Annotated in this window: 13 protein-coding genes; 6 read left to right on the top strand and 7 right to left on the bottom strand. The window is 59.7% G+C overall.

The window, feature by feature from the left end; all coding sequences use genetic code 11:
* Positions 1 to 703 (bottom strand): transposase (locus tag GQB03_RS16070; protein WP_200832254.1); only part of this gene is annotated, 703 nt, incomplete at its 3' end.
* 67 nt (positions 704 to 770) lie between these two features.
* Between GQB03_RS16070 and GQB03_RS16065 the strand changes: the two genes are divergently transcribed.
* Entirely contained in the window at positions 771 to 935 is a 165-nt protein-coding gene (locus tag GQB03_RS16065) for a DNA gyrase inhibitor YacG (protein ID WP_159691573.1), read from the top strand.
* An 11-nt stretch (positions 936 to 946) separates the two neighbouring features.
* Here GQB03_RS16065 and GQB03_RS16060 read toward each other — a convergent pair whose 3' ends face one another.
* Together GQB03_RS16060 and GQB03_RS16055 are read right to left on the bottom strand one after the other, a co-directional pair.
* Complete coding sequence (locus tag GQB03_RS16060) at positions 947 to 1,888, bottom strand: Nudix family hydrolase (RefSeq protein ID WP_159691571.1); 942 nt, start codon at positions 1,886 to 1,888, stop codon at positions 947 to 949.
* A gap of 1 nt (position 1,889) precedes the next feature.
* Positions 1,890 to 2,762, bottom strand: a complete 873-nt coding sequence (locus GQB03_RS16055) for an ATP-binding protein (protein WP_159691569.1) — start codon at positions 2,760 to 2,762, stop codon at positions 1,890 to 1,892.
* An 80-nt stretch (positions 2,763 to 2,842) separates the two neighbouring features.
* Between GQB03_RS16055 and mltA the strand changes: the two genes are divergently transcribed.
* Together mltA and GQB03_RS16045 are read left to right on the top strand one after the other, a co-directional pair.
* On the top strand, positions 2,843 to 4,168 hold the full coding sequence (gene mltA / locus GQB03_RS16050) for a murein transglycosylase A (RefSeq protein WP_200832253.1): 1,326 nt from the start codon (positions 2,843 to 2,845) through the stop codon (positions 4,166 to 4,168).
* 185 nt (positions 4,169 to 4,353) lie between these two features.
* Positions 4,354 to 5,556 carry an ammonium transporter gene (locus GQB03_RS16045; protein WP_159691567.1) on the top strand — a complete coding sequence of 401 codons (1,203 nt, stop codon included), beginning with the start codon at positions 4,354 to 4,356 and terminating at the stop codon, positions 5,554 to 5,556.
* A 117-nt stretch (positions 5,557 to 5,673) separates the two neighbouring features.
* On the opposite strand, the gene GQB03_RS16040 is transcribed toward GQB03_RS16045, so the two are convergent.
* Together GQB03_RS16040 and GQB03_RS16035 are read right to left on the bottom strand one after the other, a co-directional pair.
* Positions 5,674 to 6,348, bottom strand: a complete 675-nt coding sequence (locus tag GQB03_RS16040) for a Bax inhibitor-1/YccA family protein (RefSeq protein WP_159691565.1) — start codon at positions 6,346 to 6,348, stop codon at positions 5,674 to 5,676.
* A gap of 34 nt (positions 6,349 to 6,382) precedes the next feature.
* Positions 6,383 to 6,739 carry an HPF/RaiA family ribosome-associated protein gene (locus tag GQB03_RS16035; RefSeq protein ID WP_159691563.1) on the bottom strand — a complete coding sequence of 119 codons (357 nt, stop codon included), beginning with the start codon at positions 6,737 to 6,739 and terminating at the stop codon, positions 6,383 to 6,385.
* 107 nt (positions 6,740 to 6,846) lie between these two features.
* Between GQB03_RS16035 and nhaR the strand changes: the two genes are divergently transcribed.
* The 3 genes from nhaR to GQB03_RS16020 all read left to right on the top strand — a co-directional run bounded on the left by nhaR (position 6,847) and on the right by GQB03_RS16020 (position 11,858).
* Positions 6,847 to 7,746, top strand: coding sequence for a transcriptional activator NhaR (nhaR, locus tag GQB03_RS16030; protein ID WP_159691561.1), 900 nt, complete (start codon positions 6,847 to 6,849; stop codon positions 7,744 to 7,746).
* A gap of 113 nt (positions 7,747 to 7,859) precedes the next feature.
* Positions 7,860 to 9,302, top strand: a complete 1,443-nt coding sequence (locus GQB03_RS16025; RefSeq protein ID WP_159691559.1) for a mannose-1-phosphate guanylyltransferase/mannose-6-phosphate isomerase — start codon at positions 7,860 to 7,862, stop codon at positions 9,300 to 9,302.
* Between the two features lie 135 nt (positions 9,303 to 9,437).
* Positions 9,438 to 11,858: a Lon protease family protein gene (locus tag GQB03_RS16020; protein WP_159691557.1), complete on the top strand. Its 2,421-nt coding sequence runs from the start codon at positions 9,438 to 9,440 to the stop codon at positions 11,856 to 11,858.
* Between the two features lie 11 nt (positions 11,859 to 11,869).
* Here the strand turns inward: GQB03_RS16020 and GQB03_RS16015 are convergent, their stop codons facing one another.
* The gene (locus GQB03_RS16015) at positions 11,870 to 12,427 is read right to left on the bottom strand and encodes a DUF2946 family protein (RefSeq protein ID WP_159691555.1); all 558 of its coding nucleotides are present in this window, start codon (positions 12,425 to 12,427) and stop codon (positions 11,870 to 11,872) included.
* Between the two features lie 55 nt (positions 12,428 to 12,482).
* Positions 12,483 to 13,280, bottom strand: coding sequence for an outer membrane protein assembly factor BamD (locus GQB03_RS16010; protein ID WP_159691553.1), 798 nt, complete (start codon positions 13,278 to 13,280; stop codon positions 12,483 to 12,485).
* Positions 13,281 to 13,284: the final 4 nt, after the last annotated feature.

Below are 13,284 nucleotides of genomic sequence, written 5' to 3'. Positions count from 1 at the left end.
GCGTCGCGTCGGTCACCAGAATATCCACGCACAGGCCGTTGCGATTCTCCATGAGCACATGACCGCCGTAGCTGAGCTTGGCCGGCTGGCCGTTGCCTTTCCTCATGAGCTTCGATTCCGGGTCGGTCGTGCTCTGGTGCGTGGCATTCGATCGCTTCTCGCCCTTGAAATCGACCATGCCGGTGCCGTCACCTCCATCCTTGGGCGGCTCGCCGTCCTTGCGCCTGAAGCTCTTGAACGAGGCCCAGGCTTCGATCAGCGTGCCATCGACGGTGAAGTGATCGGAAGACAGCAGCCGCTCACGGCGCGCAAGGCACACGACTTCATCAAAAAATCGGCGCGCGATGTCGGTGACCACCAAGCGCTCGCGCAGCCGACTGAAATTCGATTGATCCAGACTGGCGCTCTCCAGATCCATGTCGAGAAACCAGCGGAAGAGAATGTTGTAATCGAGTTGCTCGCAGAATTGTCGATCGGAGCGAATCGAATACAGCGCGATGAGCAATTGGCCCTTGAGCAGCCGCTCCGGCGGAATCGACGGGCGACCCGTGCTCGAATAGAGCGCATCGAGTTCAGAAGAAATCGCGCCAAGTGCTCGCTCGGCCAGTGTCTTGACCCCACGCAGCGGATGATCTGTCGGCACGCGAGATTCGGCGGAGAAGTAATGGAACATCGAGGACTGGGGGTCGAGTTGGCCGCGCATCGCTTTCAGGCAGAGAGTTCTGGGAGCGTTTTTATGACAAACCACCGCCCAGTTCGTTCACTGGGTTTTGCATCAACCTGCTAACTGCGGCAAGCCAAGCGAATGGTCGGTCAGCAACAAATGGCGACCGTTCTGCAGCGAGCGTTGCCGCAGGATCGATCTCGGGGCGTGGGCTGCGGACGAGTATCGGGTACCGGGCTCGGAACCGGACCCGGGCAAGCTCGAGCACTGAGCCCGGCGGTGTCAGCCGCTTTGCCAGAGACCGCGAATTGCAGCGATACCGTGAGCGCCTCGAGTGCGCGCCTCGTTCATGTCGCTCGGTGCAAGGCCGCCGAGGGCGAACACGGGGAGAGGCAACTCGGCAGCGAGTGTGGCAAACGCGTTCCAACCCAGACCCGTCTGCCCGGGATGACTGGTGGTTTCCTTTACTGATCCGAGAAGCGCGTAATCCAATCCGAGCTCGGCTGCCCTTTCCAGCTCCGCGCGGGTGTGGCATGACGCGCCAACCCATTCCAGCTCCGGGCGGGTACGTGTTTTCATGAGTGAGATCGAATCCAGGTGAACGCCGTCGGCGCCGGCCTTGATCGCAAAAGCCGGCGCTGTATTGACGAACACGAGCGTGCCGGTCCCGTGGCTGCGCTGGCGGATCAGTTCGACGAATCTGGTCAATTCCGACAGATCCATCGTTTTTTCCCGCACCTGTATCAGGCGGCAACCGTTCTTCACGGCCTTGTCGATAGCGATCAGTTGGGCGTCGAGCCCAAGCGCTGTGGTGCAGGTGATCGCCATCGCGCGGGGAAGGCGCAGTGATTTGAGAATCGGACCGTTAGCCGGCAGCATCGGGCCGACGTCGAAGCGATGCGGATCCTGCCAGGCAAGCGCGGCATGTACATGGTCGCTGAGCGTTCCATGCCAGTCGGGAACCTCGAAGAAGTGGAGACGGACGTGCGCATGTTCGTAGATATGCTCGCGCATCAGCCATGGATGGGCCTGGCGCACTTCAATGCCGAGTTCCTCCCTGAGTTCGCGTATCAGCGCCTCACGTGGCGTTTCGCCCGCTTCTACCTTGCCCCCCGGAAATTCCCAGTAGCCCGGATAGAAGGTACCGGCCGCACGTTGACCCAGCAATACGGAGCCATCTGGACGAGTGAGCACGGCCGCTGCGACGTTCACCTGTTTCGACATTTCATTCCTCGAAGCGACCTGCATGATCGCGGGCAAACTGCCAGGCCACTCGGCCACTGCGCGAACCCCGCATCAGTGCCCATTGAAGAGCTTCGGCTCGGGCCCTGTCGAGACTGTTCTTCGGCGCTCCAAAGACCTTGAGCCAGTGCTCCACGACGCTCAGATATTCCTCCTGGCTGAAAGGATAAAAAGAAATCCACAGGCCAAAGCGCTCGGACAGAGAGATCTTTTCCTCCACAGCTTCGCCCGGGTGTACCTCGCCATCCACGTGGCGAGCCTGCAGGTTCTCGGCCATGTACTCTGGCATGAGATGTCGGCGATTCGAGGTCGCGTAAATCAACAGATTGTCGGACATGGCCGAAACGGAACCGTCGAGTACGCTCTTCAGGGCCTTGTAGGCGGCCTCTCCTTCTTCGAATGAAAGGTCGTCGCAGAAAATGATGAACCGTTCCGGACGATCCTGGATCAGTTCGACGATCTCCGGCAGATCGACAAGATCCGTCTTGTCGACCTCGATGAGCCGCAGGCCTTTCTTCGCGTACGCCGTGAGCAGAGCCTTGACCAGCGAAGACTTGCCGGTCCCGCGGGCGCCGGTCAGCAGGGCATTGTTGGCTCGTTTGCCCGCAAGGAATTGTCGCGTGTTACGGTCAATGCGCGATTTCTGGTCGTCGATGTCCTTGAGGTCGCTGAGGCGGATTCGATGTGGTTTTTCAATCGGGATCAGCTCGGCACGACCATTGCGCCGCCGCCATCTGAAGGCGGTCGATGCCTTCCAGTCGGGGGCCTCCGCCGGCCCGGGGAGAAGCTGCTCCAGTTTCTCGAGCACCGCATGTGCTCGCTCGAGCAGCGCGGAGAGATCGGAAGGCTTACTCATCTTCGTCCTTGTTCTTCTTGGGCCAGGTGACCCAGACTATTGTCAATAACAACGCCAACGCAACGCCGGCTTCGAGCAAGATGACCCACATTGGCGACTCCGGGCTTGAACAGGCAGGGCAAAACGAGGGTGCAGATATACTGCTGACTTTCGCAAAGCGCGAGTTTAACCGATCGATCCAGATGACGAATCCGTTGCGAAGCCTGCTTGCCGCGACCGTTGTGGCAACCTCGTTCCTGGCCGGTTGCGCCGGCCCCATGCCCAGACCGGAGCCGCTCAATTGCCCCAAGCCACAATGCCCGTCCTGTCCGGCCTGCCCTCAACAGGGGCCCGTGACCACAACGCCGGCGGCACCGGCAAAGCCGCTTGAGCGTGCCGACTGGTCGGATCTGCCCGATTGGCAGACCGACAGGCTTGCAGGGGCGCTACCTGCGCTGAAGCAGTCCTGTAGCGTTCTCGCGAGAAGACCGCTATGGCAAACGTTTTGCGCCGAACTCTCCAGTCTGGGCACGGGCGTCTCCGAGGTTCGGTTGCGACAGTTTATGGTGCGGGCGCTCAGGCCATGGCGGCTGGTCAACGCGGATGGAACACGAGAAGGGCTGGTGACCGGGTACTACGAGCCGGTGATCAGGGGCAGCAGGTTTCGTAGCGGTGCCAATCGCTGGCCGATCTATGGTGTACCGGACGACATGCTGACAATCGATCTCGGAGCCGCCTATCCGGAGCTTGCCAAATATCGTCTGCGCGGCCGTATCGAAGGTCGCCGCATCGTGCCTTACTGGAGCCGTGGCGAAATTGATGCGCACGGCGATGCCTTCAAGGCGCCTGTGCTGCTGTGGGCGGCCGACCCGATCGATCTTTTCTTCCTCCAGATTCAGGGCTCGGGGCGGATTCTGCTGCCGGATGGTTCAATGGTCAGGGTCGGCTATGCCGATCAGAACGGTTATCCGTATCAATCGATCGGACGATGGCTGGTCGCGCAGGGAGAACTGACCCTGGACAAGGCTTCGATGGCAGGGATAAAGGAGTGGGCACGGGCTAACCCTTCGCGCTTGTCCGAGCTGCTTCAAAGCAATCCGAGTTTCGTATTCTTCCGTGAATTGCCCTCCGGCAACGACGGGCCGATCGGTGCGCTCGGGGTGCCCTTGACAGCTGGGCGCAGTATTGCAGTGGATTCCCAGTCGATCCCTCTCGGGGCCCCGGTATTCCTCGCGAGCACGTGGCCGAACGAGTCTCGTCCACTGCGACGCTTGATGGTCGCTCAGGACACCGGGGGTGCAATCAAGGGCGTAGTAAGGGCGGATTTTTTCTGGGGATTCGGGCCGGAGAACGGCGCGCTCGCGGGTCGCATGCGTCAGTCAGGGGAAATGTGGGTGCTCTTGCCTGTCGGTTACGCACCGAATTGAAGCTATGCGCCGTAGTGGACGTGTCTTTGCACCGATGTTGTGCGATACCGTCTTGTGATGCACGTAGTTGGTGCAATAAATCGCCGCTTTGTGGAAGTGAAATTCACAGTCGTTTGAAAAATAAGGAAATATTTTCTGGCACGTGATCTGCTTTGTGCGCCCACATTGTGCATGGGGAGTGTGATGTGGAGCAGATCAAAGTGAGCAACGATGTCTTGTTCGTGCTGTTGGGCGCCATCATGGTGCTCGCGATGCATGCCGGCTTCGCTTTCCTGGAAGTGGGGACGGTACGCAAGAAGAATCAGGTCAATGCGCTGGTCAAGATCCTTTCCGATTTTGCAGTGTCGACCGTCGCGTATTTCTTCGTCGGCTATACGCTTGCTTATGGCACCAGTTTCATGCACGGCGCCGATCAACTCGCAGCGAGTTCGGGCTATGAATTGGTCAAGTTCTTCTTTCTCCTGACCTTTGCCGCGGCGATTCCTGCGATTGTTTCGGGTGGTATCGCTGAAAGGGCACGGTTCGTACCTCAGTTGCTGGCGACTTTCTTCATCGTCGGGCTGATCTACCCCTTCTTCGAGGGCGTTATCTGGAACGGCAATCTAGGATTTCAGGCATGGCTCGAGAAGAGCTTTGGCGCCCAGTTTCATGATTTTGCGGGCAGCGTGGTTGTCCATGCTGTGGGAGGCTGGATTGCCCTGCCTGCTGTACTGCTGCTAGGCGCACGACGCGGACGCTATCAAAAGGATGGGGGAATCGCAGCTCACCCCCCCTCGAGCATTCCTTTTCTGGCGCTGGGAGCCTGGATTCTCACGGTGGGTTGGTTCGGTTTCAACGTCATGAGTGCCCAGCGCATGGAAGCGATCAACGGCCTTGTTGCGCTGAATTCGTTGATGGCCATGGTTGGTGGCACGCTCGCGGCGCTCATTGCTGGCCGTAACGATCCAGGATTCGTGCACAACGGGCCGCTGGCTGGATTGGTTGCCGTGTGTGCGGGGTCCGATCTGATGCACCCGGTGAGTGCCTTGGTTGTCGGGGCTGTTGCAGGCGGCTTGTTCGTATACATGTTCACCTTGGCTCAGAACCGCTGGAAGATTGACGATGTGCTTGGCGTCTGGCCACTTCACGGCTTGTGTGGTGCCTGGGGTGGCGTTGCAGCAGGCATATTTGGCAGCAAGGCGCTAGGGGGGATCGGCGGCGTGAGCGTGGCGGCGCAGCTGCTGGGGACGCTTGCGGGCATTGCCGTGGCGCTGATCGGAAGTGCGTTGATATACGGGGCTATCAGGTATCTGATCGGCTTGCGACTCGATCCGGAGCAGGAATTCGAAGGCGCCGATCTCGCGCTTCACAGGATCTCCGCCACTGCGGAGCGTGAAACGTCCTGGTAGGGAAATGACGGTCCGGCCAGTCGCATCGTTGTTTATCGTGCCGATAATGCACATGAAATGAAAGAAGGCGGCGCCTTTTCGGGCGCCGCCTTCGTACCGTTTGATACGGCTTGCCGGTCAATCGTTGTTAGCGAAACCGAGCAAGTGAAGCAGGCTGGTGAAGAGGTTGTATATCGTCACGTAAAGCGTAACGGTCGCCATGATGTAGTTGGTTTCGCCACCATTGATGATGTTGCTTGTCTCATACAGAATCAAGCCGGCCATCAACAGCACGAAGGCAGCCGAAACCGCTAGCGACATCGCAGGCATCTGGAAGAAAACTGCAGCAAGACCAGCCAGAAATGCGACGATCATGCCGACCATCAGGAAGCTTCCCATGAAGGAGAAGTCCTTGCGGGTCACCAGCGCCACCGCGGATAGTGCGCCGAAAATGATCGCCGTTCCGCCCATTGCCATCGCGACAACCTGGGTGCCGTTCGGCATTGCAAGGTAGTAGCTCAAGATCGGTCCCAGGGTGTAGCCCATGAAACCGGTGAGTGCGAAGACCGCCAAGATGCCCGCGGAGCTGTTTCGCAGCTTGGTAGTAAGGAACAGCAGGCCGAAATAACCGACCAAGGTAATCAGCATGCCAGGGTGGGGTAGGCCCAGTGCCATTGTTGCACCGGCGGTGATCGCGCTGAAGAGCAACGTCGCCGACAGCAGCATGTAGGTATTGCGCAAGACCTTGTGGGTGGCAAGCAGAGAGCTTCTCTCTGCCGAGCGGCCAATAACGCGTGTGTCCTGATAGTTCATGTGTTGTTCCTCTTTCGAATTCCGGAAATCATCATCATTCTAGGTCGAGCGGTTCGGTTTCCCCCCGCATCTTGCGGAGCCGCACCGGCCGCGTTACCCGGTCAAGTCGTTTGAACACGTTGCGGGCGGTACGTTCCATGGCCCGATTGATCAGCGAACGAAGCTCGGATCCATTTTCCTCGATCGTGATTGCGCCTGCGTTCTCCATCTCCACCTTGATGCTGCAACGCTTGTCTATCCCGCCACGAGGCCCGTTGATATCGCGGAGCCTTACGCTGACCCGCCTGATTCGGTTCGAACAACGGGACAAAGCCGAATTGAGGCGCCGTGCGACATGCTCGCGAATTCCGGTCCCAATGGCCAGGCCGGGTGCTTGAAGATCGAGTTGCATGTGTGACTCCTTTCTAGTGAAGGGATAGCGTGCAATCTAGATCGGTTCAATATTCGTGTAAATTCGATTTATCGATAATGGTTGTTCGATAAAAACTGATAGAAGAGATGCTGAATTTTAAACACCTCAGATACTTCTGGACCGTTGGCAAGGCGGGGGGCGTCATCAAGGCTGCCGAGCGGTTGCACGTTACGCCGCAAACGGTCAGCGGCCAGATTCAGCTGCTCGAATCTTCGCTGGGCGTGACATTGTTCGACCGGAGTGGCCGAGCGTTGTCTCTGACCGATGCAGGGCAATTAGTCTTTGACTATGCCGAAGAGATATTTTCTCTTGGTTCGGAGCTTCAGGAGGCGGTGGAGCTGCTGGAAAGGGGCGGGCGCTTGCAGGATTTCCGGGTCGGTGTCGCCGACGCGGTGCCGAAGGCAATTGCCTACCGGTTGCTGCAGCCTGCGCTTACCCTGCCCGAAAAAGTCCGTTTGGCATGTCGCGAGTGGAAACTTGACAGCCTGATGTCGGAGCTTGCAGTGCACCGGCTGGATCTCGTGATAGCCGATGCACCGATTCCCCAATCCGTCAGCGTAAGGGCGTTCAGTCACCGTCTGGGCGAGTCCGGCATGTCGTTCTTTGCGCGGGAGGATCTCGCCGCGTCGCTTGAGGGGACTTTCCCGGGATCGCTTGACGGCGCGCCGATGCTTCTTCCGGGAGAGGACGCTGCGATCCGGTCAAGGCTGGAAGGTTGGTTCAAGCGGCTGGAAATCCGGCCTCAGGTACGGGGCGATTTCGACGATAGTGCATTGATGCGCGCCTTTGGAGAAGCGGGCGTGGGTGTCTTTGCCGGCCCGACCGCTCTTGAAAGCGATTTTCTCGGCAAGGACGGCGTCGTCATGCTGGGGCGTACCCGTGACGTACTCGAAGAGTTTTATGCGATTTCCGTCGAGCGACGGATTCGTCATCCTTGTGTCGTTGCAATTGTCGAGAATGCGCGTGATCTGCTGCTTGAGTCATGAGTAGCGGGGTCGTGCATCCTGCCATGATGCCCCACGACGATGCCGGTTATCATGACGCCCGGCTTATGCCGCATCCGGGCAGGCCACCTTATTGTTGAGAGCGAAATCAGAGCATGAATCTACAGCCCGTCATTCTTTCCGGAGGATCCGGAACCCGTCTTTGGCCGTTGTCTCGCGAGCAGCACCCCAAACAACTGCTTGCTCTTAACGGCGAGTTGACGATGTTGCAGGCCACCGCGCGTCGAATGGACGGGTTTTCCGGGCGCCTGCCGGTCGCGGCGGAGCCAATTGTCGTGTGCAACGAGGAGTACCGCTTCATTACGGCGGAGCAGCTGCGCTGTTGTGGCTGCGAAAGCCATCGGATCCTGCTGGAACCGGCCGGTCGCAATACTGCGCCGGCCCTCACGCTTGCCGCGCTGCTCGCACTCGATGACGGTAGCGACCCGTTGTTGCTGGTGATGCCGGCGGACCATGTCGTGCGTGATGGCGCGGCATTTCAGCGTGCGATCGACACCGGCGTATCCGCGGCCCAAGGCGGGGCCGTGGTGACCTTTGGCATCGTTCCCGACCAGCCTGAAACGGGCTACGGTTACATTCGTGTGGACGGTGAACTGGCCGACGGCACTCGGGCGATTGCGGCGTTTGTCGAGAAACCCGACCTTGAGACTGCCGAGGCCTACCTGGCGTCCGGAGAGTACCTCTGGAACAGTGGTCTGTTCATGATGCGGGCGAGCGTGTGGCTGAAGGCGATCGAGGCATTCAATTCCGACATGGCTGCGGCATGCCGTCGGGCATACGCCGGCGCGACGCGCGATGCGGATTTCGTTCGGGTCGACAAGGTGGCGTTTCTCGAAAGCCCTTCCGATTCGATCGACTACGCGGTCATGGAAAGGCTCGTCGACAGTGGGCTCGATATCGCTGGCGTGGTGGTCCCGATGGCCGCTGGTTGGTCGGACGTGGGGGCATGGGAAGCCCTCTGGCAGGTAGCCGAAAAGGATGACGACACCAATGTTGCCCACGGTGACGTCATCCTCGAGGATTGCAGCGGAACCCTCGTCTTTGCCGACAGCCGATTGGTTGCCGGCGTTGGTCTTGACAACGTGGTCGTCGTCGAAACGCCGGATGCGGTGCTTGTGGCGCGCAAGGATCGCACCCAGGACGTCAAGAAGATCGTTGCTCGCCTCAAGGCCGATCAGCGTACCCAGGCCAGTGCCCACCGCAAGGTGCACCGACCGTGGGGCAATTATGATTCGATCGACAACGGCGCGCGATTCCAGGTCAAGCGCATTGTGGTCAAGCCGGGGGGGAGGTTGAGCCTGCAGATGCATCATCATCGCGCCGAGCACTGGATCGTGGTGAGTGGTACTGCCATGGTGACTCGGGGCGAGGAAAGCTTCTTGCTGTCCGAGAACCAGTCAACGTACATTCCGCTCGGGGTGACGCATCGGCTGGAGAATCCGGGAAAACTGCCGCTGGAGATGATCGAGGTCCAATCGGGAAGCTATTTGGGCGAGGACGATATCGTGCGCTTTGAGGATACTTACGGACGCGGATGAGCTTTTCCCGAGCTTGCCGCATACGGCGGGTCCCGGCTGGCACGGGGCCCGCCGTCCGCATTTCTGGGTCCAGGGCGCGATCGAAGCAAGGCCTACGGCGTTGGAATGTCCTGGGTCCGACGGAGAACGAGAAAAATGGCCAGATCAGAAGCATTGACTGCAGCATTGCTGCGCAAACGTTGTGATCCCGAGCGCTTGCGGTTTGAGCGTTCCTCGGAGCTTCCGGACCTGATTGGCGGCCTTGGACAGGAGCGGGCAGAGGAGGCGTTGCGCTTTGCGCTGTCGATGCGTCAGCCCGGCTATCACGTCTTCGTGCTTGGCGAGACCGGAACCGGCCGCCATGCGACGGTTTCGCGCGTGTTGTCGGAGTTTGCCGATGGCGCACCGGTGCCCCCGGATCTTTGCTATGTCCACAACTTTGCCGAACCGTTGCGGCCCAGGCTGTTGAGATTGCCGGCCGGAATGGGAGCCAGGCTGCGGGCGCGGATGCAGCAACTGCTGCGTGAGGTCGGGCCGGCAGTCAGTGCGGCACTCGAGGCGGACGTCCATCGGAGTCGGGTGAAGGCCTTGCAGGATGCACACAAGGCCCGTGAGGAAAATGCCATACTCGAACTCGGCCGTGCCTGTGAGGCGGACGGACTTTGTCTGCTGCGCACCGCCGAGGGCTATGTATTTGCTCCCGCCGAAAAGGGAGAGCCGCTTGCTCCGGATGATTACGCAGATCTGTCCGGATCCGCGAAGGAAAAGATCGAAAAGGCTGTTGTCGCCTGGAGTGACCGACTCGAGGACGCGTTGCGCGCCTTTCCCGGATGGAGAAGGTCCTTACGAGAGTCGATCGGAGCGGCGATCCGGGCCGCGCTGCTGCCCGCGGTGGATCATCTCCTTCATCCGGCAGAGAACGAGTTCGCCGACTACCCCGGGGTCGTCGCCTTTCTTGCTGCAGTACGGGACGACCTCCTCGAAACCGGCGAGGACTGGCGAGATCCGGGCGAGGACGAAGAGGATCTCGATACCGATGGTAGTGAAATCCGCTTTCACCGCTATCAAGTGAATCTGCTGGTGGATCATTCTTCGAGTACCGGGGCTCCGGTGGTCACCGAAGACAACCCGGTGTTTGGGAATCTGATAGGGCGGATAGAGCATTTGGCTCAGATGGGTGCCTTGGTGACCAACTACAACCTCGTTCGTGCTGGCGCCTTGCAGCGGGCCAATGGCGGCTATCTTGTGATTGACGCGAACCGGCTGTTCAGCCATTCGTATGCTTGGGAAGGCCTGAAGCGAGCATTGCGGTCGCGGGAGATCCGAATCGAACCGCCGGCCGAAGCACAGGGCTGGGGGGGCGCCTTGACGCTCGAACCGGAGCCCGTGCCATGCGACCTCAAGGTCGTACTGCTTGGCGACCGGGATATCTTTTACCTTCTGAACGAAAACGATCCGGATTTCCCGGAACTGTTCAAGGTGGCGGCAGACTTCGAGGATGACATTCCGCGGTCAGTCCACACAGAATACGAACTGGCGCGCCTGCTGGCGACGCTGGCCAGAGGGAATGGTCTGCGCGAGTTCGACCGGGCAGCGGTGGCGCGCCTGATCGAGGAGTCTTCGAGACTCGCCGACGATGGTGCGCGACTCTCGTTGCAGACACGGCAGATGGCGGATCTGATGCGCGAATCTGATTATTGTGCGGATCTTGCGGGCGCCGAACTTGTCGGCGTGGCGCACGTGGATGCGGCCAGACAGGCAAGGCGGCGCCGCTTCGATCGTTTTCCGTCCAAGGTCCGCGAGTCGATTCTTGATGGCACGGTATTGATCGCCACTGACGGAAGCCAGGCAGGGCAGGTCAATGGGCTGGTCGTCGTCGAACTGGCGGGGGAGCAGTTCGGACATCCGATGCGCATCACCGCAACAGCCCGGCTGGGTGATGGCGATCTCGTAGACATCGAACGTGAAACCGAATTGGGCGGGGCCCTGCACTCAAAGGGCGTTCTGATCCTGTCGGCCTTCCTCGCGGCCAGATATGCTCGCCATCAACCCCTGTCTCTGACGGCGAGTCTGGTCTTCGAACAATCTTATGCGCCCGTTGAGGGCGATTCCGCATCACTTGCGGAGCTTTGCGCGCTGCTTTCAGCGCTGGCCGACATTCCGATTCGTCAAGCATTGGCGATTACCGGATCGGTCAACCAGTTCGGGGCGGTACAGGCTATCGGAGGTGTAAACGAGAAGATCGAGGGATTTTTCGATCTATGCGCTGCTCGCGGCCTCGTCGGAGGACAGGGTGTGGTGATTCCGGCGGCGAATGTTCGCCATCTCATGTTGCGAGAAGACGTGGTTGCTGCGGCAGCGGAAGGGCGGTTCACGGTTTATGCAGTCACCTCGGTCGACGAAGCGATGGAGGTTCTCACCGGACTGCCCGCGGGTACTGCCGATGCAAAGGGAATTATGCCAACCGGGTCGATCAACCAAAGGGTTGCTGCCGCCCTTGCCGACATGGCTGCGGCCCGGCACAGCTATTCCATGGGTGAAGGGGGGGCGCGCAAGCCGCGCCGCCGATCTGAATGATTCGGGTTGTCTCAGTCCGGGCTGGGCGCCGGATCGAATCCGAAACGTGGGGCAATGTCCTCCCGACGGGCATTGGTCACCGGGATGCGCAGCGTACCCTTTTCAAGGACGAGATCAGTCTGTTGTCGATCGATCGCCAGTAGAACGGTCGAATCATCGACGGGGGTTCCGTCGCGATGGCGAAGACATGCGAGCATCGAGGGCAAGTCGCGATCATCGATCAGTGCGATCTGATCGGTCCACCGGATCAACATGTTGCCTTCGTCGTCCAACAGGATCTCCTCCGCGGTGATCGGCTGGCCCGTGTGGGTATGTGGATTGCCCTGCTCGAACCGGCAGATCCATGGTGTGTAATCAAGACTGACGTAGACCCGCTGGGGGCCGTTCTGGAAGAAGAATCTGCCGTGTTCGTCACGGTCGTAGTTTCTGCAGATGAATCCGGTCAGGGCTGGTTGGTGGAGCCGTTCGCCGCGGATGAGCCAGTTACCCCGGCGGTCGAGCCGTAGCCAACCGAAAACCGCAGGGACATTGGGCCACTTGGCCAGCGCGGCGATGACGGAAGAATCCATTCGCGACCCTATCGCCCGGGGGCGCCGCAGTATTGTCGGCGTTCGCAGCCCTGCCTTACCAAAGCTTCCACCATGGTTTGCCGTTTGCCCCGCTTCCAAGCAGATAAGTGCTGTTGGGGAAGCTTTTGCGAAGCACTCTGTCTGCGTCGTCGCGCAGTTCCGGTAGTTCGAGGGCGTCATAGCCCTTGACCATGATGAATAGTGCTTCTTCGTTCGAAGGGGTATTGGGAAAGGACTTCAACGCTTCTGCGGCACGATTTACCGCAGCGAGATAGGCCCCCCGCTTGTAGTAGTAGCGTGCGACGTGGACCTCGTGGGCGCCAAGCGAGTTGATCAGGTACTGCATTCTCTGGCTTGCGTCGGCGGCATACTTGCTTTCGGGGAACCGCGTTACCAGCTCACGGAAAGTATCGAAAGATTCCTTTGCACCGGCCGGGTCGCGTTCAGAGAGATCCTGGTTGGCGAGATTGCCGAGGAGGCCGAGATCTTCGTTAAAGTGCACTAAGCCCTTGAGATAGTAAGCGTAATCGACATTCGGGTGATCGGGGTGGAGCTTGATGAAACGGTCGCAGGCCGCAACTGCGAGTGCGGCTTCACCCGATTTGTAGTAAGCGTAAGCGGCTTCGAGCTGGGCCTGCTGGGCATAGCGACCGTACGGATACCGGGCCTCAAGTTTTTCGAACAGCTTGATCGCCCGGTCGTAGCCGCCGTCGGTCATCGATTCGGACGCCTCGCTGTATATCCGCTGCGCAGACCAGCCCGCAGTCTCGTCCTTTTCCTCGGGCAGCGAACCGCAGCCAGAGAGCAGCAATACGGCGATTAACGCTAAACTACGTCGGGTGAAATTAGCCATCGAA

It is taken from the genome of Cognatazoarcus halotolerans, assembly GCF_009800965.1.
Lineage (GTDB): Bacteria > Pseudomonadota > Gammaproteobacteria > Burkholderiales > Rhodocyclaceae > Cognatazoarcus > Cognatazoarcus halotolerans.
Note: the sequence above shows the minus strand (reverse complement) of the source record. Positions and strands in the feature narration are given on the sequence as shown.

What these genes read in the sequence shown, in the direction of transcription:
- GQB03_RS16060 (WP_159691571.1), bottom strand. Translation starts at nt 1,888, where the DNA reads ATGTCGAAACAGGTGAACGTCGCAGCGGCCGTGCTCACTCGTCCAGAT.
- GQB03_RS16055 (WP_159691569.1), bottom strand. Translation starts at nt 2,762, where the DNA reads ATGAGTAAGCCTTCCGATCTCTCCGCGCTGCTCGAGCGAGCACATGCG.
- mltA (WP_200832253.1), top strand. Translation starts at nt 2,843, where the DNA reads ATGACCCACATTGGCGACTCCGGGCTTGAACAGGCAGGGCAAAACGAG.
- GQB03_RS16040 (WP_159691565.1), bottom strand. Translation starts at nt 6,348, where the DNA reads ATGAACTATCAGGACACACGCGTTATTGGCCGCTCGGCAGAGAGAAGC.
- GQB03_RS16035 (WP_159691563.1), bottom strand. Translation starts at nt 6,739, where the DNA reads ATGCAACTCGATCTTCAAGCACCCGGCCTGGCCATTGGGACCGGAATT.
- nhaR (WP_159691561.1), top strand. Translation starts at nt 6,847, where the DNA reads ATGCTGAATTTTAAACACCTCAGATACTTCTGGACCGTTGGCAAGGCG.
- GQB03_RS16025 (WP_159691559.1), top strand. Translation starts at nt 7,860, where the DNA reads ATGAATCTACAGCCCGTCATTCTTTCCGGAGGATCCGGAACCCGTCTT.
- GQB03_RS16020 (WP_159691557.1), top strand. Translation starts at nt 9,438, where the DNA reads ATGGCCAGATCAGAAGCATTGACTGCAGCATTGCTGCGCAAACGTTGT.
- GQB03_RS16015 (WP_159691555.1), bottom strand. Translation starts at nt 12,427, where the DNA reads ATGGATTCTTCCGTCATCGCCGCGCTGGCCAAGTGGCCCAATGTCCCT.
- GQB03_RS16010 (WP_159691553.1), bottom strand. Translation starts at nt 13,280, where the DNA reads ATGGCTAATTTCACCCGACGTAGTTTAGCGTTAATCGCCGTATTGCTG.